Annotated in this window: 16 protein-coding genes and 3 pseudogenes; 16 read left to right on the forward strand and 3 right to left on the reverse strand. The window is 34.9% G+C overall.

The features are described from left to right. From B7709_RS10055 to B7709_RS00295, 3 genes are all read left to right on the forward strand, one after another. A partial coding sequence (locus tag B7709_RS10055; protein ID WP_084970758.1) for a hypothetical protein occupies window positions 1–450 on the forward strand: 450 nt, incomplete at its 5' end. A gap of 22 nt (window positions 451–472) precedes the next feature. Continuing rightward, on the forward strand, window positions 473–967 hold the full coding sequence (locus B7709_RS00290; protein WP_084970760.1) for a hypothetical protein: 495 nt from the start codon (window positions 473–475) through the stop codon (window positions 965–967). Continuing rightward, window positions 954–1334: a hypothetical protein gene (locus B7709_RS00295; RefSeq protein ID WP_084970762.1), complete on the forward strand. Its 381-nt coding sequence runs from the start codon at window positions 954–956 to the stop codon at window positions 1332–1334. Before B7709_RS00290 ends, B7709_RS00295 begins: the two co-directional genes overlap by 14 nt. A 413-nt stretch (window positions 1335–1747) precedes the next feature. Here B7709_RS00295 and B7709_RS00300 read toward each other — a convergent pair whose 3' ends face one another. Further along, the gene (locus B7709_RS00300) at window positions 1748–2647 is read right to left on the reverse strand and encodes a tyrosine-type recombinase/integrase (RefSeq protein ID WP_000384877.1); all 900 of its coding nucleotides are present in this window, start codon (window positions 2645–2647) and stop codon (window positions 1748–1750) included. Between the two features lie 90 nt (window positions 2648–2737). Between B7709_RS00300 and B7709_RS00305 the strand changes: the two genes are divergently transcribed. After that, window positions 2738–3730 carry a hypothetical protein gene (locus tag B7709_RS00305; RefSeq protein WP_084970764.1) on the forward strand — a complete coding sequence of 331 codons (993 nt, stop codon included), beginning with the start codon at window positions 2738–2740 and terminating at the stop codon, window positions 3728–3730. 43 nt (window positions 3731–3773) lie between these two features. On the opposite strand, the gene B7709_RS00310 is transcribed toward B7709_RS00305, so the two are convergent. Next, the gene (locus B7709_RS00310; RefSeq protein ID WP_000409530.1) at window positions 3774–4739 is read right to left on the reverse strand and encodes a polyprenyl synthetase family protein; all 966 of its coding nucleotides are present in this window, start codon (window positions 4737–4739) and stop codon (window positions 3774–3776) included. A gap of 238 nt (window positions 4740–4977) precedes the next feature. Here B7709_RS00310 and pezA point away from each other — a divergent pair, with 238 nt between their 5' ends. From pezA to B7709_RS00340, 6 genes and pseudogenes are all read left to right on the forward strand, one after another. Then, the gene (pezA, locus tag B7709_RS00315; RefSeq protein WP_000578850.1) at window positions 4978–5454 is read left to right on the forward strand and encodes a type II toxin-antitoxin system antitoxin PezA; all 477 of its coding nucleotides are present in this window, start codon (window positions 4978–4980) and stop codon (window positions 5452–5454) included. Further along, window positions 5454–6224: a type II toxin-antitoxin system toxin PezT gene (pezT, locus tag B7709_RS00320; RefSeq protein ID WP_084970766.1), complete on the forward strand. Its 771-nt coding sequence runs from the start codon at window positions 5454–5456 to the stop codon at window positions 6222–6224. The genes pezA and pezT overlap by 1 nt, the downstream gene beginning before the upstream one ends. A 12-nt stretch (window positions 6225–6236) precedes the next feature. After that, entirely contained in the window at window positions 6237–8501 is a 2265-nt protein-coding gene (locus tag B7709_RS00325; protein WP_084970768.1) for an AAA family ATPase, read from the forward strand. Window positions 8502–8504: 3 nt separating this feature from the next. After that, window positions 8505–10526, forward strand: a complete 2022-nt coding sequence (locus B7709_RS00330) for a UvrD-helicase domain-containing protein (RefSeq protein ID WP_084970770.1) — start codon at window positions 8505–8507, stop codon at window positions 10524–10526. A gap of 924 nt (window positions 10527–11450) precedes the next feature. Next, complete coding sequence (locus tag B7709_RS00335) at window positions 11451–12416, forward strand: hypothetical protein (RefSeq protein ID WP_084970773.1); 966 nt, start codon at window positions 11451–11453, stop codon at window positions 12414–12416. 135 nt (window positions 12417–12551) lie between these two features. Continuing rightward, a pseudogene (locus B7709_RS00340) lies at window positions 12552–13064 on the forward strand (GNAT family N-acetyltransferase). Between the two features lie 205 nt (window positions 13065–13269). On the opposite strand, the pseudogene B7709_RS10365 reads toward B7709_RS00340, so the two are convergent. Continuing rightward, window positions 13270–13671: pseudogene (locus B7709_RS10365) on the reverse strand (site-specific integrase); the annotation flags it as partial. Between the two features lie 85 nt (window positions 13672–13756). Between B7709_RS10365 and B7709_RS00350 the strand changes: the two are divergent. The 6 genes and pseudogenes from B7709_RS00350 to B7709_RS00375 all read left to right on the forward strand — a co-directional run bounded on the left by B7709_RS00350 (window position 13757) and on the right by B7709_RS00375 (window position 21827). Then, the gene (locus tag B7709_RS00350) at window positions 13757–13915 is read left to right on the forward strand and encodes an RHS repeat domain-containing protein (protein WP_239822485.1); all 159 of its coding nucleotides are present in this window, start codon (window positions 13757–13759) and stop codon (window positions 13913–13915) included. A 109-nt stretch (window positions 13916–14024) separates the two neighbouring features. Beyond that, window positions 14025–14219 (forward strand): helix-turn-helix transcriptional regulator, encoded by a 195-nt coding sequence (locus B7709_RS00355; RefSeq protein WP_084970777.1) that lies wholly within the window; start codon window positions 14025–14027, stop codon window positions 14217–14219. A 17-nt stretch (window positions 14220–14236) separates the two neighbouring features. Then, window positions 14237–14779, forward strand: a complete 543-nt coding sequence (locus B7709_RS00360) for a DUF3278 domain-containing protein (RefSeq protein ID WP_084970779.1) — start codon at window positions 14237–14239, stop codon at window positions 14777–14779. Window positions 14780–14880: 101 nt separating this feature from the next. Beyond that, window positions 14881–15141: pseudogene (locus B7709_RS10330) on the forward strand (DUF3278 domain-containing protein); the annotation flags it as partial. After that, window positions 15141–15617, forward strand: coding sequence for a glutathione peroxidase (locus B7709_RS00370; protein WP_084970781.1), 477 nt, complete (start codon window positions 15141–15143; stop codon window positions 15615–15617). The pseudogene B7709_RS10330 and the gene B7709_RS00370, both read left to right, overlap by 1 nt. Window positions 15618–15971: 354 nt before the next feature. Then, window positions 15972–21827 (forward strand): alpha-L-fucosidase, encoded by a 5856-nt coding sequence (locus tag B7709_RS00375; protein WP_084970784.1) that lies wholly within the window; start codon window positions 15972–15974, stop codon window positions 21825–21827. Window positions 21828–21910: the final 83 nt, after the last annotated feature.

The raw sequence follows: 21910 nt of genomic DNA on the forward strand, positions 1-21910 counted from the left end.
TTCTTTCCTATAGCTAAGGCTGGCAAATTAAGGAAACTTGAAAAAGCACTCGATGCAGTAGACGCAGTCAATGATGCTTCAAAAGCTACAAAGGCGGTGGACAAGGCGTCAGATGCTGCTCGTGTGGTGGATAAAGTAGATGATGTCAAAGACGGGACAAGGGCTCTAACTAGTCAAGAAATTGTACATGATTTTGTTAAAGATTTAGATGATATAACAAAATCAGGTAGTATCGCTAAAAACTATCAATCTTCTGGAGGATATGCTAAAGCGCTTGAAGATTTCAATTCATTAAATTTAGAAAATGTGAAAGAGATATCAACAATGGCTGGTCCTGGGAAAGTAGGGAATTTACCTGATGGGACAAAGGTTGTAGTAAGACCAACTAGTAAAGAGGGAATCCCAACATTAGAGTTTCAGTTTAAAGCTCCTTATAAAATTAGATACTAATAATATTAGTAAGAGGTATAACATGTCTGATATATTAAAACGAATAGGTTCAGCTGCCCGCTCTTTTATTTCTGATAAATCAAGAAGTGAAAAGTATGTAAAAAATGAGAAATATATAAAATGGGGGAATTTTTTTGAGGATAGATATGAGTCTGAAGCAGAATTTAGTGAAAATACCGATTATGAACTAGCTACGATTTTTCTAAAAGGGAGTAAGCATTCGTTAAATTTTAAATTTCCTTTTAGCCATTGTTATCAAATAATGGACAGAAGAATCTTTTCAATATTTTGCCAAACTTTTCATTTAAATAAATTAGATAAAGACTATCCTATTTATCGAATAGAAAATAGTTCTTTAATTGAATATATTATTCATAGTTCAGGAGGATTACTAGAAAAAAATGAATTGGAACATTACCGAGTTGTTTCTAGTAATTTGATTTTTGACATAATTTTGTGTCAAGGGGAAGAGATTCAAGTTAATATAGATGAGGAGGAAGATAGTGAGTTGGGTTAACATCGGAAATAAGATTGAAAGCGATTGGTATGAATTACGTTGCAAATTAGACGAAGGAACTCACCTAAAAATTTATCTAGATGGATTAAAGAATCAGGATAATCATTTTTATATTGATTTTGGGAATGTACTCTTTTGTAAAGCTATTGATGAAAGTTGGGATTTAAATCCTATTGAGATTTTAGATAATAACAATACGGAATCTATTGCTAAAGGAGTTCTTGTTGAACTTACTCATAGTCAGTTAAGGGATAAATTACAACAAGTATATTTCAAAACTTTTCATCATTATCAAGTAATTGGTATTAATTTTGGGATAGATGTAATTTCTGAGAAATTTCCTCTTATTTTCAAGTTGGAAAAGTGATTGTTATTTAGTATCTGAGGCTATAGGAATTTAATTATTTATTTAAGTTAATAAATTGAAAAGTTCTCAGAAATAATTTACTTAGAATGTTTTTGAAAAACTTAAAAAGAGAAATTAAATTACATGATTATCTTAACTAGAATCGTACTAATTGTTTAAATTAACCCCTTCTGTTGTGATAGAAACATGCAAAGACTCTCGAGGAATGATTTCTTCGAGAGTCTTATGTTACACCTATGACTTAAAGGATTAGTTGCTTACAGCAAAACAAGGAAGTGGGGAGAAGGATTCTACTTGACCAAGGATGGACAAGCCGTCGCATCAACTAGCTATCATCTCTATGGAGAAAGAAAGACAAGCACAGATACAACAGGCAATTCATTTGCTTATAACGGCGAAGCCCGTGACGATAGTTATTTTTTGGACTGTGAATGAATCAAAGCGATGGGATTACACAGGGTTAGAATTTCTTTTTGCTTTGATTGAGATACATGAGTATAAATTTGTGTGACTGAGATAGAACTATGTCCGAGAATTTGTTGAATGTATCGGATATCAACATCACTATCTAGAAGCATTGTTGCGAAACTGTGTCTAAACATATGGGGAGTAATAGGTGTAGTTAAGTTATGTTGTTTAACAAGGGTATTTAGAATTAAACGTACACTTTGCTCTGACAATGGTTTGAAAGAATATTTTCCAGAGAATAGGTAGTCACTGGGTTGAAAGCAGTAGTTATTTATATATGTTTCTAATAAGCTAAATGTTATTTGATCTCCTAAAAATAGGATACGTTCTTTCTTGCCTTTTCCCATAATATGGAGAGTCCTATTTGAAAGATTAATATTTTTGAGATGAATATGACAAAGTTCGGAAATCCTGATACCAGTTGAAAGCAATAGAGAAATGATTAGTAAATTTCTTTCAGCCTTTTGTTTTTGATATTTAGTTTTTGAATAGGTAACTTTCTGTTCTAGATGTGAAAAAATACTTTTTAAAATATCACAGGGAATCGTTTTAGGTAATATTTTTTCCGTTCTAAATTGAAAACGTAATTGATTAAAAGGATTCTCATCAATTAAATTATGATACTTTAAATAGCTGTAAAACACTTTCAAACTAGCAATTTTACGACGTAATGTACTAGATTTAATATTGGATTTCGTCAAATGTTCAACATATATTTCCACACTGGTGTAATTTGAATTGTAAAACTGCAAAAGATCATTTTTATAAGCTCGAATCGTATGTAAACTCAAGCGTTTATGAGTTTTGCAGTAGTCTAAAAAAGTAGAAATAAGTTTATAATCCATGAATAACTCCTTTATCAATAATCATGCTATTATAAACTTATTTGAATGCTTTGTATAGTGATAATAAATAGTTATCAGTAGGAGAATAATATGGAAATAAAAATAATTGATAAAATTCTATCTCAAAAATGTTTTTGGACAATTATTTTTACTTGTTGGGTTTTTATTGGAATTATAGTATCAATTTTTGATTCATCACTAAGATACAATTATATATATGTTTTTGGAGTAAATTTTCTTTTGTTAGCTCAGATTATCACATACCAAAATTTAATGAAAAAAGAAATAATCCTTAAAACGTCTATTTCAGGTACTAAAGTCAATAATCTTCCACTATTTCCAATATTCAGCAAAAATAATAGTTATCTAAACAAATGGTATAGTATATCTATTTGTTTTGCAATTGGTTTAATTTATTTCATTTCACTAGTATTATTAAAGGTTCTTATCCTGCAGGGGCTAATTACAATTTATGGGGCAATTACTTTAATTCTAACTGTATTTATTGCAATACAACTGTATTTAAAGTACATACTTTATATTCTCACATTAAGGAAAATTTCAAAATTAGAGTTTATTTCATTAGTACCAATTTCCCTACATAATCCATCTGAATCTGATTGGATAGTTAAATTTACCGATAGTATGAGTTCATTTAGTAATTATTTTGGAATTTTAGGTATTGTTTATACTGCTCTATTCTATTTAACCACTCCACTATCTGCTATTAAATTTACCAAGAATACATTAGTAATAGATACACCTAATAACTTAGTATTTATAATTACTTGGGGAATAATTTTTATACTGATTGGTTTTGGTTATTTACTTTTTGACTATCTTTGGAAAAAATATATTAAAGAAATAATAAAAAAAATAAAAAGAATGCAACTAAAGGAATATGATATTACTGATTACAGTAATAAACAACTTAATAAAGATTATATTGAGCTATTTAAACTCTATAAAGATTCCCCTAACTTTCCACAGTTATTCAATGGAAAAGCACTCAATCCAATAGGTTACATCCCCATTTTGATAAATCTATATAGGCTACTTCAGCCATTTTTAACACAAAATTAGTGTTGTTAAAAGAGCAGAGAATCCCAATCTCTGCTCTTTTATCTTAATAAACCCTCGCTCTCACCTTCGCTAATTTAATTGAATAATCAATAAAATAATTTAATCTTTCCATAGAGTGATTTTTTTCCAAAACTTCACATTGTTTTTTAATATCAAACTCAATTAGCGAAACTTCATTTTTTATATATTTTAACACATTATATTTTTTCAATAAAATTTCTAAATTAGTCACCTTATCTTTATTCTGAAGTCCTATTTTTTCTTTATTAGAGAGAAACTGTTCAAGGTAAATGTAACATAAATTTTTCCTACTTTTATTAATATCAAAATTATAATTCCCTTTGTATTTTACAGTAAACTCAGGATTAAAGTATGCTTCGCAATCATTTAGTAACTGAAATAAGTAGCCTAATTTATAACCAATAATTGCTAAAGGTTGATTGTCTAATTCAGGATTATATGATTTCATACCAATCACTAAACAATTTTGAATAACTTGGGAAGTTTGGTTATCTAAGATTTCTTTTATTTTATCAATACTTACATTCATATCAATATTTAATTCTTGTATTGTTCCCTGACACATTCTCATAATCATATGACTAAATACCCTAATTGTAGAATCATCAAGTTCAGATAATAATTCAATACACTTTCCTAATAAAAAAACTGTGATTACTAAGGCTTCATCAATAGAATATTGCTTATGTACTGTGTATATGCTATGCCTTTTATCGTCTTGATCAATAATATCATCAATAATAATAGAGGATTTATGAATTAACTCAATAGCTATTGCAGATTTGTAAACTTTTTCATTTAGATTTTCAGAAAACAACTTATAGCCATAATATGTTAATAACGGTCTGAAACGGCTCCCATTCACTACTTGAAGTATCTCATGATATTGTACTGGTAGTTCAAACAGTATTGATTTAATTCCAGAATCAATACGGAACAAAAAATCTTTTTCTTCACTATTTAACGTAATTATTGGTGCCTTTTCCATATTATTCTCCTACTGATAACTATTTATTATCACTAGTATACCATAGATTCCTATCTCCAATATGTTTTCGATTGTGGTTTTCTTACTTTTTATATTCTCAAAGACTTTTTGAACAGCCTCATAGTACTTTTTCTTCAATAACTGAATATGAGGTATTCTATCTATCGGTAAAAACGCACCAAAAATGGTGCGTTTTTATTTTTGTGCTATAATAGAAATAAATAAAAGGAGACCTCTTATGATTGGAGAAAATATAAAAATATTACGTAAAACACATGATCTCACTCAACCTGAATTCGCAAAGATTATTGGTATCTCTCGAAATAGCCTGAGTCGTTATGAAAATGGGACAAGTTCAATTTCGACAGAATTAATAGATCGTATCTGCAAGAAATTTAATGTTTCTTATATCGATATCGTAGGGGAGGAAAAAATGCTCACACCAGTAGAAAATTATCAGTTAACTCTGAAAATTGAAGTGATTAAAGAACGAGGGGCGAATATCTTAGCGCAACTTTATCGTTTTCAAGATGAACAAGGAATTGCATTTGATGATACTTCGAATCCTTGGGTTCTAATGAGCGATGATCTTTCTGATTTGATTAACACGAGGATTTATCTTGTTTCAACTTTTGAGGATATTGAGCGATTTAATGGCTATTTGGATGGTATTGAACGTATGCTAGAACAAGCTACTCATCTGGTGGTGGCTTAATGAAACTAGAAGAATTTAGTCAAGATAATTTTGAACAAGCCTCCAAACGGCTTGTCCGTTCTTTAACTCGTGGTAAAACAACTTCGTCTCAGCCCAAGGCTATTTTGCTCGGTGGACAGAGTGGTGCTGGAAAAACAACGATTCATCGTATTAAACAAAGGGAATTTCAAGGTAATATCATTATCATTGATGGAGATAGTTATCGCTCCTTTCATCCGAACTACCTTGACCTACAGGAAAAGTATGGCAAAGATAGTGTGGATTATACCAAAGTATTTGCGGGAAAAATGGTTGAATATCTCGTAGATGAATTGAGTAAACAAGGTTATCATTTGTTAATCGAGGGCACCTTGAGAACAACAGAAGTTCCTAGAAAAACGGCACAATTATTGATAACTAAAGGATATCAAGTCTCACTTGCACTAATTGCTACCAAGCCAGAATTGTCCTATCTCAGTACCTTGATACGTTATGAAGAGCTCTATGCTATAGATCCTAGTCAATCTAGAGCGACTCCCAAAGAACACCATGATGGAATTGTAGAACATTTAGTTGATAACTTACGAGAGTTAGAAAATGACAATATTTTTAATCAAATTCAAATTTTTCAAAGAGATCAATCGTGCGTCTATAATTCGCAAGTAGATGAAACCTCAGCAGCAGAAGTTCTACACGAATGCCTCTTTGGAAAATGGAGTAAGGTGGAGGAAGAGATGTTGAAGATAGGGCAGGAGCGGTTGAGGGAATTAAGTATGAGAACCTCAAAATAGGAGAAAATTTTTATGTATTTAAAAAATTTATCAATAAAAAATTATAGAAAATATGGCAAAGAGGTTCAAACAATCAACTTCGCTCATAGCAAATGGCCAGAAATTCCAGGAGATGAAGATAAACTAGAGAAAATAAATATAACAGAAGAGTATATATCAAAAAGTTCGTCATTAATTGTAGGTAAAAATAATTCTGGTAAAAGTACAATTGTCAAATTATTAAACACACTACAAAACACTAAGTCAGGTAGTCGTAGTGTTTTTAAACATACCGATTTTAATTTAAAAATATTATCAGATTGGTATCACGAAAATATTGATAATAAATCTGAAGAAGAGATAAGAAGTATTGATAAATCTGATTTTCCTAAACTTGAGTTTCAGTTGATATTAGGGATTGATGATGGAAATGATTTTATTTCAAGTTTCGAAGATATATTAGTTGTAAGTGGTATAAAAACAGTTGAAACTCATGAAAATCAAGATATTGCAGAAGTAACTATCGATATTAAGTATGAAGTGGCAGATAAAGTTGCTTTTTTAGAGGATCTAGTTAAAATTAAGACTAGCTATTTTAATGATAAGGAACAGCTCAATGAACAATACTTAAATTATAAAAAAGAGATTCAATATCGACAATTTTTAGCTTTATTTAGCAGTAAATATTTTGTATTAAATTTTTATCCTAAAGGAAGAGAGGAACCTGCTAAAGATTTTTCTCTATCTTCATTGTTGAAAGTGGATACAATAGAAGCGAATACGGTTAAAAATGATAATACACTTTCCCAAGCTTATAATAAAATAGTCTCAACTTATATAAAAAATAATAATAATAATGATAATGATATAGCTACAATTGATAATTTAATTGGTGATATTAATTATCAAGTAAAGGGTATGGTTGATAGCAATATCAAGAATATTCTTCAGAGTGCAGTATCAAGCATTGAATCAACTAAGAATTTAACGATGAATTTACATCCAGATGTAACTTTAGAGAAAATTTTTGCAAATAGTATTATTTATGAGTACCAAGAGGGAAATAACAACATACCTGAGAGTCAGTTTGGTATGGGGTATACAAATTTGATGGTAATTATCGCAAAGATTGTTGATTATATTGAGCTATACAGTGAGAGAGATATTAATGGTTCAATAAATATTCTTTGTATTGAAGAACCAGAGTCATTTATGCATCCGCAGATGCAAGAATTATTTATAAAAAATGTTTCAAAAGCAATTGCGACATTACTAGGTAAAAAACAACAACTAGATACCTTTCAAATTATCATCACAACTCACTCAACCCATATTTTAAACAGTAAGATTCAATCAGGAAACACTCTAAATAATATTAGTTATCTAGGTCAAGCAGGTGTAAATAAGATTATAAAAAACATAAGTGATGACGCAATAGTATCTGGTAGAGATATTGACAAAAAAGCTTATGAATATATCAAGAAATATTTAAGGCTAGAGGTATCAGATATTTTCTTTGCTGATGCAGTTATTTTAGTTGAAGGTGTTTCAGAAGAAACCTACTTAAGATATGAAATTGATAAACATCCAAAATTGAAAAATCATCATATTAAAGTTTATAGAATTGATGGAGCTTATGCTCACCAGTTTATTAGTTTATTAGATTTGTTAGAAATTAAAACTGTTATTTTTACAGATTTAGATTTAAAAAGGTCTGAATCTGAAAAGAAAGTTGATATAAAAGATAATGAAGATCCTGATGTGATTCCACAAAACATATCAGATTTAGAGAGTAAATATGCAGCTGCAACGAGCTCCTTGAGTACGAATGGTACTCTGCAATATTTTATAAAAAAAGAGCTAAAAGATGAAGAAGCTAAATATGGTGAGATTAATAACAAGATAATCGAAAAGCTTAATAACAATGAAGAATTGATTATTGATTACAATAACATCACTATGTTCTCGCAAGGTAAAATAAATGGATATTATGCTACTAGCTTTGAGGAAGCAGTTGTTTTAACGAATGCAGGAAACGAAGATGAAAATAAATACAAGAAATCCTTGATTAAAGCACTACAACATGTCCATCCTAATATGAGGTATTTTGGTGATATTGATGAAACATCAGAAATAGCCGATAAATCTTATATGTATCAAGTTAAATTATCTGATGGAAAATCAAGGTTTTCTACTGGGATTGTATATTTATCTGTAACTGATGACGACTTTAGCCTTAAACAACCTCAGTATATTGAATCAGGTTTGAACTCACTTTGTAGTTATTTTAAGGAGTAAAATATGACATATACGATTAGTCCAGAAAATAAACAACTAGAGTTAGATATTCAGCAAAAAATTAATGAATGTTTAGATAACTTTGAGAGTTTTTGTTTTGATGCTGGTGCTGGTGCAGGGAAGACCTATGCACTTCAAAAATCAATTGAACATATTTTGAAGAGTGAGGGAGAAAATTTAAAGTTAAGAAATCAAAAAATCTTATGTATTACATATACTAATGCTGCAAAAGATGAGATTCTGACTCGACTTGGAAAAAATTCTTCAGTAGTAATTTCTACAATTCATGAATTTCTATGGGGATTTATTTCTATTCAGCAAGAGTTACTGACTATAGAACATAAGAATAAGATAATTGATGAGCTCCATACTATTGATCATAAAATAAATGAAAATTCTCTTTCTAACAGTGTTAATCTAGTTGATTTCCAAAATACGATTAATGATGATAAATTTATGAAAATTTTCTACAATACACCTAGTTCTCCTGCAGAGAATTTTAAAGCTGTTATAAGAAAGCATGATGAATACTTTTCTCCCTATTTAAGTAATGTTAGTAAGTTTAGCAGTTTAGTTAAGGATATTAATAAAAAGTATAAACTCGAAATAACATTAAAGGAAATTGAAGATAAAGAATCTAAAAAAATTATTTATAATCCAGTTCAAAACCGTGATAAACTTGAAAATTATGTCATTAGTCATGATACATTATTACTTTATTGTAAAAATATAATTACTAATCAAGATATATTAAAGAGATTATTTTCAGATAGATATCCATATATCTTAATTGATGAGTACCAAGATACAGATGAAAAAGTTGTTGCTATTATTGATAGTATCAGGGAATATTCAAATTCTCGGAAAAAGTTAGTAGTAGGATTTTTTGGTGACTCCTTGCAAAATATTTATGGTTCAGGAGTGGGGATTCTTCCAAATAAACATGAATATAAAATCATTGAAAAAAAATTTAACCGACGTTCTTCTAAGCAGATTGTCGAGTTAATTGAAAAAATTAGAAATGACAATTTTGGTCAACAGTCTATATATAATGATTTTGATAATGGTTCTTATAATTTTTATGTCGCTGGTGATGAGTTTAACTTAGATACTTTTTTACAGGAAAATCAACTAATTAATAATACTGCTTGCCTTCTTATGAAAAATGATGATATTTCCAAAGCAAGAGGATTTGATGAAATATTATCAGTATTGAAAAAGTTCCCTAGATTTAGTGGCAATAACTGGGATAATGTAAACAGTGAATTTCTACAGAAAAATCTACAACATATGGGGTGGTTCTTGAGAGAAATTCTAATTTTCATAGACTTTATTCAAAAATCAACAGATTGTAATTCAACTGTTAAGGAAGTTATTCAGTTTATAGCAACGTCTAAATCATCACTAACTTTTGCAGTGTTGAAACAGTTTATTGACAATTTGAGAGAGATTAACCTATCAATACTTACAATCGATGAATGTCTTAGTAGAATCGTTAATATTCAAGAAAAAATATCAGGTAAAGAGATTTTAAGAAAAATATTTTCGATAGATGATACAGCAGATAACATTCTACTGAATATAAAGAATCGTGCTTATGATTATTTTTACTATTCTCAAGATTCGGAGGAATCAGAAAGAGAAACGGCAGTTGTTGATGAATTTTTTAATCTAGATATTTCTCAATTTATCAAGTGGTATAATTATATTTTTGATAATTTGAAAAATGAAGGAATTGGCTACTACACATTGCATGGCTCAAAGGGGCTAGAATTTGAAAATGTAGTTGTTGTGCTACAAGATAAATTTGCAAAAAAAGAAAATTATTGTAAGTATTTTTTTGAAAAATATAATACTTCAATTGATTCTGATTCACAATTTCAAGAAGTTCGCAATCTTTTATACGTTGCTTTTTCAAGAGCCAAGAAAAATCTTCATGTAATTTATAAAAATAATAATCCAGAACATTTATTAGAGAATATAAAGGATATTTTTCAAGAAATTCACAATTTAAATTCATATTAGACATATGTTTATGAAGTTTTGCTCTTTCATTTTTTATGTAAGTAGAAAATTTAAGTTGGACTATACTTGTAAAGCAATTCTAGCTGATTCCTAGATACGATTATATCATCAAACTGATTTTGAAAAAATATAAATACAAAATTTACAAAACAATAACAATTTAAATAGTGTGAACTTTATGGTAAAATCTAGCTCAATCCGTGTATTTTTAGGGGGGAATTCACACCATTCAAATGAAAGTTATTCAAATTAGATGAAATTTTTTTTTCTGTAAATGTCGGAAAATATTAATTTTAAGCGCATCTTGAACTTATTCAAATAGAAGTGTTTCCAACCAGGTCTTAAGAAAGCTCGTAAAGCATCACAATTTAGTAAACGTTAGTTCGAGAGAATTACTATACTTACAAAGAGCACCTTTCGGGGTGTTTTTTTATGTTTCCATACTAAATTGGTGCAATTGCCACAGTTGTTGCGATTTTAGTCGCTTACAAATGTGGTTGCAACCTGACAGAGTCAGTTGCCTCAAAACGTTAAGAATCAGCTACAATACAGCATTTACAACACTTCATGGTTCACACCATGGGGTGTTTTTTGCTTCTCTTATCTTCTCACGGTATCGCTCATGTGGTATAATGAGGTAAGGACTGTTCCTCATTTCAGATGAGTTTATGGTGTTTAAGGTCAACCTATCTGAATTGTCAAGGAGTTAGTGTCCATTACTCGGATTGGGCGTTTCCTCGTAGTTTATTTGATTCTAATCACTTAGAAAGCATCTGGCGTGGGAGATCATTGTGATTTCAATGCAATGTCTCGTATGCTAGGTAGGAAAATTGGAATTCAGGATAAGTAGTAGGTGAGAAGAGTATTTCTGTCAATCTCCTATATACCTGTTAACAGCTATCCAAAATAAAAGGAGATTGTAGATTGGTTTTATTAGTATTAGGGATTTTGGTTTTGCTCATTCTAATTTTTAAAAGGAAAAAGAAAACTGGTAAAAAATCTGAAGGAAATTCCAAGAATAAAAATTGGATATTAATAGGGTGCTTATCCATAGTTATCCCCATCGCAATCCTCACAGTGAGTAGTCCTATTCTTTCTCTAATGGATATGTGGGGGCTATTTGCTCATGTAAGTCGAACTGAGATTGAGCAAGCTGTGCATCGTTCTTATCAAAACTATGGTTTAACAGGTCAATTTGAGTTAGAAAAATATGAGAAAAACTATACAAGTGTGGGAGGATTTGTAATCCATGGTACTTATAGTGAAAATATAGCCGGAAAAACCTATCAGGTTCAAACTCGATTTAAATACTATACTCGTTTTTCGGAAAATAAAACATATAGAAAGACAGATGCAGAGGTTGATTACAAAAATTATAAAAAAATTTATAATGTTTTCCCAGAATTAGCCTATTTAGGGATTGAAGTTAGTCCAGGCACCAGCGAATTCTTAAAAACATTGGACACTTCAATCAAAGATCCTAAACTGTCTGATCTGAAGTATGAGGGGATTCGTTTTGAATTTAATAGCCAATCTGATAATATCTATCTTTATAATGAAATATTAGAGGAAAATCAAAGTAAGGGACAAGCTCTGCAAGGAATGTATCCCATGGATGCTCAATATCTTTTCCAAAAAGAGATTTTTATACCGACATTTGAATTTCAGTATTTCGTTCCAAAAGAAAAAAGAGATCTCTTGTATGATGACTATCTTAAAGAGCTTGAAAAGCTCATGAAGGAATTTTTTGCCAACCAACCCTTACCAAGAGGTCTTTACGCTGTAAAGATTGCTAAATATCAAGAGGATAAACTTGTCAATGATAGTGGTGTATACTATGTGAGGATTGAAAATCGTCAAGTTGTAAAGCTGTTGCAAAAATTAGAGTAGGTGACGCTAGGGATAGGTCAGTCTAACGATATTTTTACTAAGAAGAGAAGGGGAGATTTGTCGGCTTAACCAGGATTTTAGCTGGTGTCAATATGCGAAAATTTGAGTGTGGATAATGATGGGAGAGGATTTGCAATGATCAGTTTAGAGCTGTTGTCTGAAGAAAATAGTCTAGATGTCTATTTTTTTGAAAAAGAAAATAGAGAGTATTTTGAACGAAATTTACCTCCTAGACCAGCTAACTATTTTGATTTAGAAAGTTTTAAAGAAATCACAAGGGAATTGTTAACGGAACAAAGGAATCGGGATATCTACATGCATCTTATCAGAGATTCGCAAGGAGTTATGGTCGGGAGAATCAATTTAAGTGTCTTAGAGGGTGATTGAACAACAGCAGAGCTTGGGTATAGGATTGGGGAAAATGTTACCAATTTAGGCTATGCCAGCGAAGCAGTTAAGCTCGTTTTAGATAAGGCCTTCACGACTTATAGTTTCAATAGAATCATTGCAGGAACAGCAAGAGATAATCTAGCTTCTCAGAGAGTGCTTTTAAAAAATGGCTTCACCTTTAGTAGAATGATAGAAAATGACTTACAAATTCATGATGAATGGGTTCATACAGCAGTATTTGAGATAAGGAGACCATAATATCATCATTTCCAGTCTATTGACAAGGTTAATAGAGTTATAATCTTTTCAGACATTCAAGAATGCTTTCTTGAATGTTTTTTTGATGTTTTTATACTAAAATGGTACAAATGTGGTCGCAAACTGACAGAGTCAGTCACCTCAAAACGTTAATTAATACTGCTATATCAACGTTTACAGACACTTTATGGTTCACACCATTATTTAGGCAGCGATAAGCAATCTCTCCAACAGCCATTGGAGTCTTAGTTGTAATCATATCACTAGGGGTCAACGCTTCAGAAATAGATTTAATAGACGTTCCAGTTTGCTTGGGCAAGGTTGCTCCAGTATGTCGCAATTTATGAGGAGTTGCATGTGCAAGTTCTGGATGATATTTTCTAATGCTTTTCATTTTATTGTTGAGGTAGTCAGAATGTAAAGGTTTATTGAAGTTCCTTTTGTGTTGATGTATGTAAAAACAAATTGTTATGGATTGATGATGATTCAAACTTTGCTAGTTCCTATTTTTGTATTTATCTAAAGTTTGTACCAACCAGATTTTCTGTTTACTTGTATTGATATGCTTCCATTGTAAAGCGTAACTTTTTGATTTTCTATCTCCTAACGAAGAAGGCGAGATCACGGGTGTTCGTCAGGGAGATGGTAGCCTGATCCAGTACGAGTATGATGTCTATGGCAATATCTCGAAGATGATTTACCCAGATGGCAGTACAGTTTCCTACACTTACGATAAACTGGATCGCCTGACTTCCGTGACAGATGTCAAGGGACAAAAGACCATCTATAGCTATAATCAAGCAGGGGATCTGACGGAGGTTATTCGAGGAAATCTGACAAGTGCAAACTAGTCAGATAAAGCTAGAGTCCTTCTCAAAAAATGTCATATATACTTGACATATCGCTCTTGAAAGAACATAATATAGTCAAATATATACGACATATCAGAAAGGAGACCATATGAACCGTGTTAAAGAATTCCGAAAGGAACTGGGTATTTCCCAACTTGAGCTCGCTAAAGATATCGGTGTCTCGAGACAGACTATTAACATGATTGAAAATGATAAGTACAATCCAACTCTGGAACTCTGTCTCAATCTCGCCCGCAGCCTACAAACTGACCTCAACGGTCTCTTTTGGGAAGACGATTTTTAAAAAAAAGGAGCTAACTCATGAAAAAAGAAACCTTCACTGAAAAACTCATCAAACGCATTTACGGAATTTCTGGCCCCCTTGACGAACACAAACGGCGCGAAGCCGATCGCATTGGGAATCAGGTCTTTGTCGTCCTCTTTTATCTGATGATTTTTGGCAACCTCATCCCTTTTGTCCTCGCTTATAAATACCCACAAATTGTCGCTTTCGGATATCCTCTTGTGGTGTTTGGCATTTCGATGATAGCTGCTCTCTATGTAGTCTCTCAAACCAAGAAAACGGGTATCACAGCCATTGATCCCGAAATGCTTAACCAAAAAGAAAGTAAGCAGCTACATTTTCCTGGTCTAAAAGCCGGTCTAATCTACGGAATAGCGATATTTTTTATAATACCATTCATCGATACCCTAACAAGTGAAAATCCAAATTTCATCAGTTCTCTTCTGAATACAAAACATATTTTAAAAACTATACTGGGAGCTTTCTTTTTCGGACTGATGATGCAAATTGTCGTCACTCTTCGCATTCAAAAAGCCAAGAAAGACCAAGAAGACGACTAGGAGATACCTTATGAAATCACTGCTTATCGAGTCCCGAGATATTGCTCCTTCTAGTATATATTCCAGCCCTCAGCGATGTACAGAACCTATAGTAAACAGAGGAGATTAGAGTTCGTAGTCGGCTCGTATTTATCGGTATTCTAATTGGTTTATTTACTTTGCTGTGCTTTCATAAACTCTATATTGAACAAATTCCTCTTTCTACTTTTTTGGAAAAACTTGTCCAAATCGATACACTCACCCCATTATTGGTATTTGGTTTGAGTATTGCTGCTATCTTTGGAACCATGATTTATGGATTTCTATCACTACAGGAGGAGAAAACTCCTAAAAATCACAAACATAAGGAGAAAATAGATTAATGACTTCACTCTACGATTTTTCAGTATTAGACCAAGATAATCAGATGACTTCTCTGGATACCTATCGTGGTAAAGTCCTCTTGATTGTCAATACTGCTACGGGCTGTGGTTTAACCCCCCAGTATCAAGGATTACAGGAACTTTATGACCGCTATCACGATCAGGGCTTTGAAATCTTAGATTTCCCTTGCAATCAGTTTATGGGGCAAGCACCCGGCAGTGCAGAGGAAATCAACGCCTTCTGTAGCCTACATTATCAAACTACTTTCCCACGTTTTGCCAAAATAAAGGTCAATGGCAAGGAAGCAGAACCTCTCTATGTATGGTTGAAAGAACAGAAATCTGGCCCCTTAGGAAAACGAATTGAATGGAATTTCGCTAAATTTCTCATTGATCGAGATGGACAAGTCCTTGAGCGCTTTTCTCCCAAAATAGCCCCCCAGACCCTCCAAGGGTCTATTGAAAATCTGCTCTAACCTCTTTTCACTCCTATCCTTCGTTTCTAAAACTAAATGAAAGGTCGGATTTTTCTTTAAAAAGTAAACTATTTTCTTTAATTTCTGTTTATTTTTTAAGTTTTTACTCTTGCATTTTTTAGAATAATTTAGTATATTTGTTATATTAAGGATTTTGGCTATTTTAAGGGAGAAAATGGCTTTTTAAATTTGTTTATCTTAAAATGAAAGCGCTTTATAGTGCAGGAGGTTAGATACAGTAAATAAAAAACGGAGATTATTTGTCTCTCGTTTGAGAGCAGAAGTAGATTGTTACCAAGTTCAGCTTGGGCTCTGGCAGTAGCTGACTGCCTTGATAAAAACTAGGAGTATATTATGAATCGATACCTCTTTGAAAAAGGACAAACTTTTAGCATTCGGAAACTGACCGTTGGAGTTGCCTCGGTCATGGTCGGACTAGCATTTTTTGCTTCAGGAACTGCTCTAGCTGATGAAAATCTTCCCGATGGAAAATCAAACCTTGAGAGTAACATTGAGCAGGTTTCCAATCTCGAAGAAAACAAAGTTGAACCCGAGAAGAAAGAAAACCTCAATCATCCAGCAACACAGCAATTAGAAAAAGAAGAAGCACCTGCTGATACAAGTAAGGCTGATTTGCTCCCTGAAGAAATTCACGATCAAGCATATCCTGACACCGACGTCAAACCTCTCAAAACTTCAGCTACCGTAGAAAAGGCTGAAAGTCCTCAAGTTGAATCAAAAAGTATTTTGAAATCAACGGAAGAAGAGAACGCTCAAAAAGACAATCGTGCTATTATTAACGGTGGTTTGGACCTCAAGCATATCCAATATGAGGGACAACCCGCAACTGCTGCAACTATGGTCTACAGCATTTATAATGGTGGGGCTCAACGATACATCGTTTCTGGCTCTGGTATTTTCGTAGCTCCTAACGTCTTCTTGACAGTTGCGCACAACTTTTTAGACAAAGAGGGCCATGTTCGCGGCGGAGACTCCGCGCGCTTCTATTACAATCTAGGATCCAACGCTCCTGTTAAGAATTCTCAGCCAAATTCAGGAAATACCACACTCTTCCAAGAAAAAGATATCCACTTCTGGAACAAAGAAGAGTTTAGCAAGGGATATCAAAATGACTTGGCAGCAGTTGTTGCACCTGTCCCTGTACAAATTGCAAGCCCAAATAAATCAGCAACTTTTGTACCACTCGCTGAGCATAAGACTTACAAAGCAGGGGATCCTGTCAGCACGATTGGCTATCCAACTGACTCTAGTTCGAAAGAACTCAAGCAACCTATCGTAGCTGGCCAACTCTATAAAGCTGACGGCAAGGTAAAATCCGTTGATCCTTATGATGACAAGGGAGCTACTGGCATCACTTACCAAACAACTTCTGTGTCCGGTTTGTCTGGTGGTGGAATTATCAATGGTGATGGAAAAGTCATCGGCGTACACCAACACGGAACTGTTGACAGCGGTGTCCCTGAGAAAGACCGCTTTGGTGGTGGACTTGTCCTCTCTCCTGAACAACTCAAATGGGTTAAAGAACTCATTGCAAAATATGGTGTCAAGGGCTGGTATCAAGGTGATAATGGCAAACGTTATTACTTTACACCCGAAGGTGAGATGCTTAGAAATAAGACAGCTGTCATCGGAGAAAATCAGTACTCCTTTGATGAGAGCGGTGTCGCTACTCTAGTCAAGGGAATTGATTACGGACGCGTCCTTATCCAGCACGTGGATGAAGCAGGCAATACAGTCAAAGAAAATGATACTTTCTTAGACAAAACAGAAGTGGGAACTGGCTTTGACTATGATTTCAAGAAAGCAATCACTCCAACCGAATTCTACAAGCAAAATCTAGAAAAATATCAAATTGTTTCTATCGATGGTGTAGCAATCAATCAACAACTAAAAGATGAGTGGAACCACAATGTCGTTAGCAAGACAGCTCCTGGAACCCGTGTCATCAAGGTAGTCTATAAAGTCAACAAAGGCTCTTTCAAAGTTTACTACCGTCAAAAAGGAACAACTTCTGAACTAGCTGAGGCGACAGTTGATAACAATGACGGTCAAGAGTACGATGTTTCCTTTGTCAACACCTTCCATGCAAAAGACATTGCTGGATACCGTCCAGTCAAGGCTAGTTTGGAAGCAACCATCCAGCATAAAGGTGTGAATGAAGTCGTCTTTGAATACGAACCAATCGCTGATACATCCAATCCAACGACTGCGACTCCTCCAGTTGCTCATCCAGAAGATAAAGAAACTGAGATTGGCAATCATGGACCTCTTCCAAGCAAGGCCCAACTCGATTACCACAAGGAAGAATTGGCGGCCTTCATTCACTACGGAATGAACACTTATACTAATTCCGAGTGGGGAAATGGAAAAGAAGACCCTCGATACTTCAATCCAACCAACTTGGATACAGATCAGTGGATCCGTACCCTGAAGGAAACGGGCTTCAAACGAACCATTATGGTGGTTAAACACCACGACGGTTTCGTTGCTTACCCATCTAAGTACACCAACCATACCGTAGCTGCTAGTCCATGGAAAGATGGAAAGGGTGACCTTCTCGAAGAAGTTTCCAAATCTGCTAGTAAGTACGATATGAATATGGGTGTTTACTTGTCACCATGGGATGCCAACCATCCAAAATACCATGTTGCAACCGAAAAAGAATACAACCAATACTATCTCAACCAACTGAAAGAAATCCTTGGCAATCCGAAATACGGAAATAAAGGCAAATTCATCGAAGTTTGGATGGATGGTGCGCGTGGTAGCGGTGCCCAAAAAGTAACCTATACCTTTGATGAATGGTTCAAATACATCAAAGAAGCTGAAGGAGATATCGCCATCTTCTCTGCTCAACCGACAAGTGTTCGCTGGATTGGAAATGAACGTGGTATCGCAGGTGACCCTGTATGGCATAAAGTCAAAAAGGCCAATATCACAGACGATGTGAAAAACGAATACCTCAACCACGGTGACCCAGATGGTGATATGTACTCTGTAGGGGAAGCTGACGTTTCGATCCGTTCTGGTTGGTTCTACCATGACAATCAACAGCCGAAATCACTCAAAGAGTTGATGGACATCTACTTCAAGTCTGTTGGTCGTGGAACCCCACTCCTTCTCAATATTCCACCAAATAAAGAAGGAAAATTTGCAGATGCGGATGTGGCTCGCTTGAAGGAATTCAAGGCAACCCTAGACCAAATGTATGCGACTGACTTTGCCAAAGGTGCCACTGTAACAGCAAGTTCTACTCGTCAGAACCACCTCTACAAAGAAAGTCACCTGACTGACGGTAAAGATGATACGAGCTGGGCGCTCTCAAATGATGCCACAACTGGTAGTTTCACAGTCGATTTAGGGCAAAAGAGACGTTTTGATGTTGTTGAACTCAAAGAAGACATCGCCAAAGGTCAACGTATCTCTGGTTTCAAGATTGAAGTTGAAATCAACGGACGCTGGGTGACTTACGGAGAAGGTTCAACTGTTGGTTACCGTCGCTTGATTCAAGGTAAGCCTGTAGAGGCACAAAAAATCCGTGTGACCATCACTGGAGCACAAGCTACACCAATCTTGAACAACTTCTCTGTATACAAAACACCAAGCAGTATCGAAAAGACAGACGGATACCCTCTTGGACTTGAATACCACTCAAACACAACAGCGGATACAGCCGGTACAACTTGGTACCATGAATCTGAAGGTGTTCGTGGCACTTCTATGTGGACCAATCAAAAAGACGCCAAAGTAAGCTATACCTTCACAGGAACCAAGGCCTATGTCGTCTCTACAGTCGACCCAGGTCATGGAGAAATGTCCGTCTACGTTGATGGCCAAAAAGTTGCGGATGTGCAAACTAAGAATGCTAGCCGTAAACGTAGTCAAAAAGTCTTTGAAACAGGCGATTTAGCACCTGGCCAACACACTATTACCCTTGTTAATAAAACAGGTGAACCAATTGCTACAGAAGGGATTTACACCCTAAACAATGATAGCAAAGGGATGTTTGAACTCGAGTCTACTAACTACGAAGTCGAAAAAGGAAAGCCAGTCACTGTTAAAATTAAACGTGTTGGTGGAAGCAAGGGAACTGCTACTGTTCGATTCATTACGGAACCTGGAACTGGAGTTCACGGTAAAGTTTACCAAGATACAACTCAAGATGTGACTTTTGAAGATGGAGAAACAGAAAAGACTGTTACCATCCCAACGATTGACTTTACAGAACAAGCCGACTCTGTCTTTGACTTCAAAGCCAAGCTCACTTCTGTTTCTGATGGTGCCTTGCTCGGTTTTGCTACCGATGCAACGATTCAGGTGATGAAGGCTGAATTGCTGATCAAGGATCAAACAAGCTATGATGACCAAGCTAGTCAGTTGGATTACAGTCCTGGCTGGAACCACGAAACCAATTCCGCAGACAAATACCAAAAGACGGAGTCTTGGGCTTCCTTTGGTCGCTTAACTGACGAGCAAAAGAAAAAGACAACTGTAACAGCTTACTTCTACGGTACTGGACTTGACATCAAGGGATTTGTAGATCCAGGTCACGGTATCTACAAGGTCTTCTTAGATGGTAAAGAAGTTCCTTACCAAGATGGCATGGGAAATTCTTCGACTATTGATGGCAAGAAATACTTTAGCGGTCACGCTGCCCAACGCCAAGGCAATCAAACTCTGGTTAGCCTAAAAGGTCTTGATGAAAACTTGCACGCAGTCACCCTTCAACTAGATCCTGATCGAAACGATTTGTCTCGAAACATCGGTATTCAGGTGGATCAATTCATCACTCGTGGTGAAGGAAGCGAACTCTACAGCAAAGAAGAGCTTCTCCAATCCATCACTAAATGGAAGGACGATTTGGCTAACTTTGACCCAACAGGATTGAAAAATACACCTGTTGCACGCCAAGCTTTCCAAGCAAATCTAGACAAATTGAGAAACCAACTCAGCGCTGAAACTGTAGATGCTCAGGATGTTATGTTGACAGTAAGTACTTTGCAAGATATTCTCAGCAAGGACGAAAACTACCAAAAACCTGGCGAAGAACCTAGTCCAGAACAGCCCGCTGAACCGAAACAGCCGGAAATCGAATACAATAAGGCCATGGCTAGCTTGACAGAAGCCATCGAGAAAAAAGTCGGTGAGCTTGGAACTAACAATGAAGCTAAGAAGAAATTAATTGAACTTGCAAACCAAGCAATCGCTGCAATTCAAGAGGCCAAGACTCAAGAAGAAGTTAATAAAGCGCTAGAATCCGCTCTTGAACAAATTAACAAGCTTGAAGCAGCTAAGCCTGAGAAACCAGCTGAACCAGAGAAACCAGCTGAACCAGAGAAACCAGCTGAACCAGAGAAACCAGCTGAGCCTGAGAAACCAGCTGAGCCTGAGAAACCAGCTGAGCCAGAGAAACCAGCTGAACCAGAGAAACCGGCTGAACCAGAGAAACCGGCTGAACCAGAGAAACCGGCTGAACCAGAGAAACCAGCTGAACCAGAGAAACCGGCTGAACCTGAAAAACCAGCTGAGCCAGAGAAACCAGCTGAACCAGAGAAACCGACTGAACCAGAGAAACCGGCTGAACCAGAGAAACCAGCTGAACCAGAGAAACCGGCTGAACCAGAGAAACCAGCTGAACCAGAGAAACCAGCTGAGCCAGAGAAACCGATGACTTCTTCAATTCCTGCAGAAGGAGTGACGAACCTTATCTTTGAACTTCCAAGTTTAGAAGTTGTCAATAAGGTGATACCATTCAAGACTATCCGTCGCGAAAATGCCCAATTAGATAAAGGAAAAGAGCAAGTTCTATCGGAAGGGAAAGACGGTCTTCTAGTCGAGTATGTTGAAGTAAATGGTGACAATCGTAAGATCCTCCAAACAGAATCGACTCCAGCTCAAGATCGAGTGATCGAGGTTGGTATCAAACAAAGCTCAGTTGGAACAGAGGCGCCACCAGTTGTGACTCTTCCTGAGTATATCCCACCAAGAGAGACCGAAAAACCAGCTCCAGTAGTAACAGATAACTCACCAACAAAAGATGAGAAAGCTCCTGTTGCAAGAAACAGTAAACAAGAAAAGGAAAACCAACTCCCAGAAACTGGGGAACAAGAAGGAAACACCTTCCTCTTCTTGGCAGCAATTACTTCAGTCTTGTCTCTCATCATCTTCAAAAAGAATTTTAAAGACTAAAAAAATCTTTGATTGATTCTTTTCTATCATTCTAGTTCCCCCGTAGAGAAGACCATCTGGTCTTCTCTTTTTAGGCTCTTTGT

Source organism: Streptococcus oralis subsp. dentisani, assembly GCF_002096335.1.
GTDB classification, from domain to species: Bacteria; Bacillota; Bacilli; order Lactobacillales; family Streptococcaceae; genus Streptococcus; species Streptococcus oralis_Z.

Bases quoted from the DNA above. Each gene is read 5' to 3' on its own strand.
- B7709_RS00300 (WP_000384877.1), bottom strand. From the start codon at position 2,647: ATGGATTATAAACTTATTTCTACTTTTTTAGACTACTGCAAAACTCAT.
- B7709_RS00330 (WP_084970770.1), top strand. From the start codon at position 8,505: ATGACATATACGATTAGTCCAGAAAATAAACAACTAGAGTTAGATATT.
- B7709_RS00310 (WP_000409530.1), bottom strand. From the start codon at position 4,739: ATGGAAAAGGCACCAATAATTACGTTAAATAGTGAAGAAAAAGATTTT.
- B7709_RS00370 (WP_084970781.1), top strand. From the start codon at position 15,141: ATGACTTCACTCTACGATTTTTCAGTATTAGACCAAGATAATCAGATG.
- B7709_RS00350 (WP_239822485.1), top strand. From the start codon at position 13,757: ATGATTTACCCAGATGGCAGTACAGTTTCCTACACTTACGATAAACTG.
- B7709_RS00360 (WP_084970779.1), top strand. From the start codon at position 14,237: ATGAAAAAAGAAACCTTCACTGAAAAACTCATCAAACGCATTTACGGA.
- B7709_RS00375 (WP_084970784.1), top strand. From the start codon at position 15,972: ATGAATCGATACCTCTTTGAAAAAGGACAAACTTTTAGCATTCGGAAA.
- pezA (WP_000578850.1), top strand. From the start codon at position 4,978: ATGATTGGAGAAAATATAAAAATATTACGTAAAACACATGATCTCACT.
- pezT (WP_084970766.1), top strand. From the start codon at position 5,454: ATGAAACTAGAAGAATTTAGTCAAGATAATTTTGAACAAGCCTCCAAA.
- B7709_RS00305 (WP_084970764.1), top strand. From the start codon at position 2,738: ATGGAAATAAAAATAATTGATAAAATTCTATCTCAAAAATGTTTTTGG.
- B7709_RS00325 (WP_084970768.1), top strand. From the start codon at position 6,237: ATGTATTTAAAAAATTTATCAATAAAAAATTATAGAAAATATGGCAAA.
- B7709_RS00355 (WP_084970777.1), top strand. From the start codon at position 14,025: ATGAACCGTGTTAAAGAATTCCGAAAGGAACTGGGTATTTCCCAACTT.
- B7709_RS00290 (WP_084970760.1), top strand. From the start codon at position 473: ATGTCTGATATATTAAAACGAATAGGTTCAGCTGCCCGCTCTTTTATT.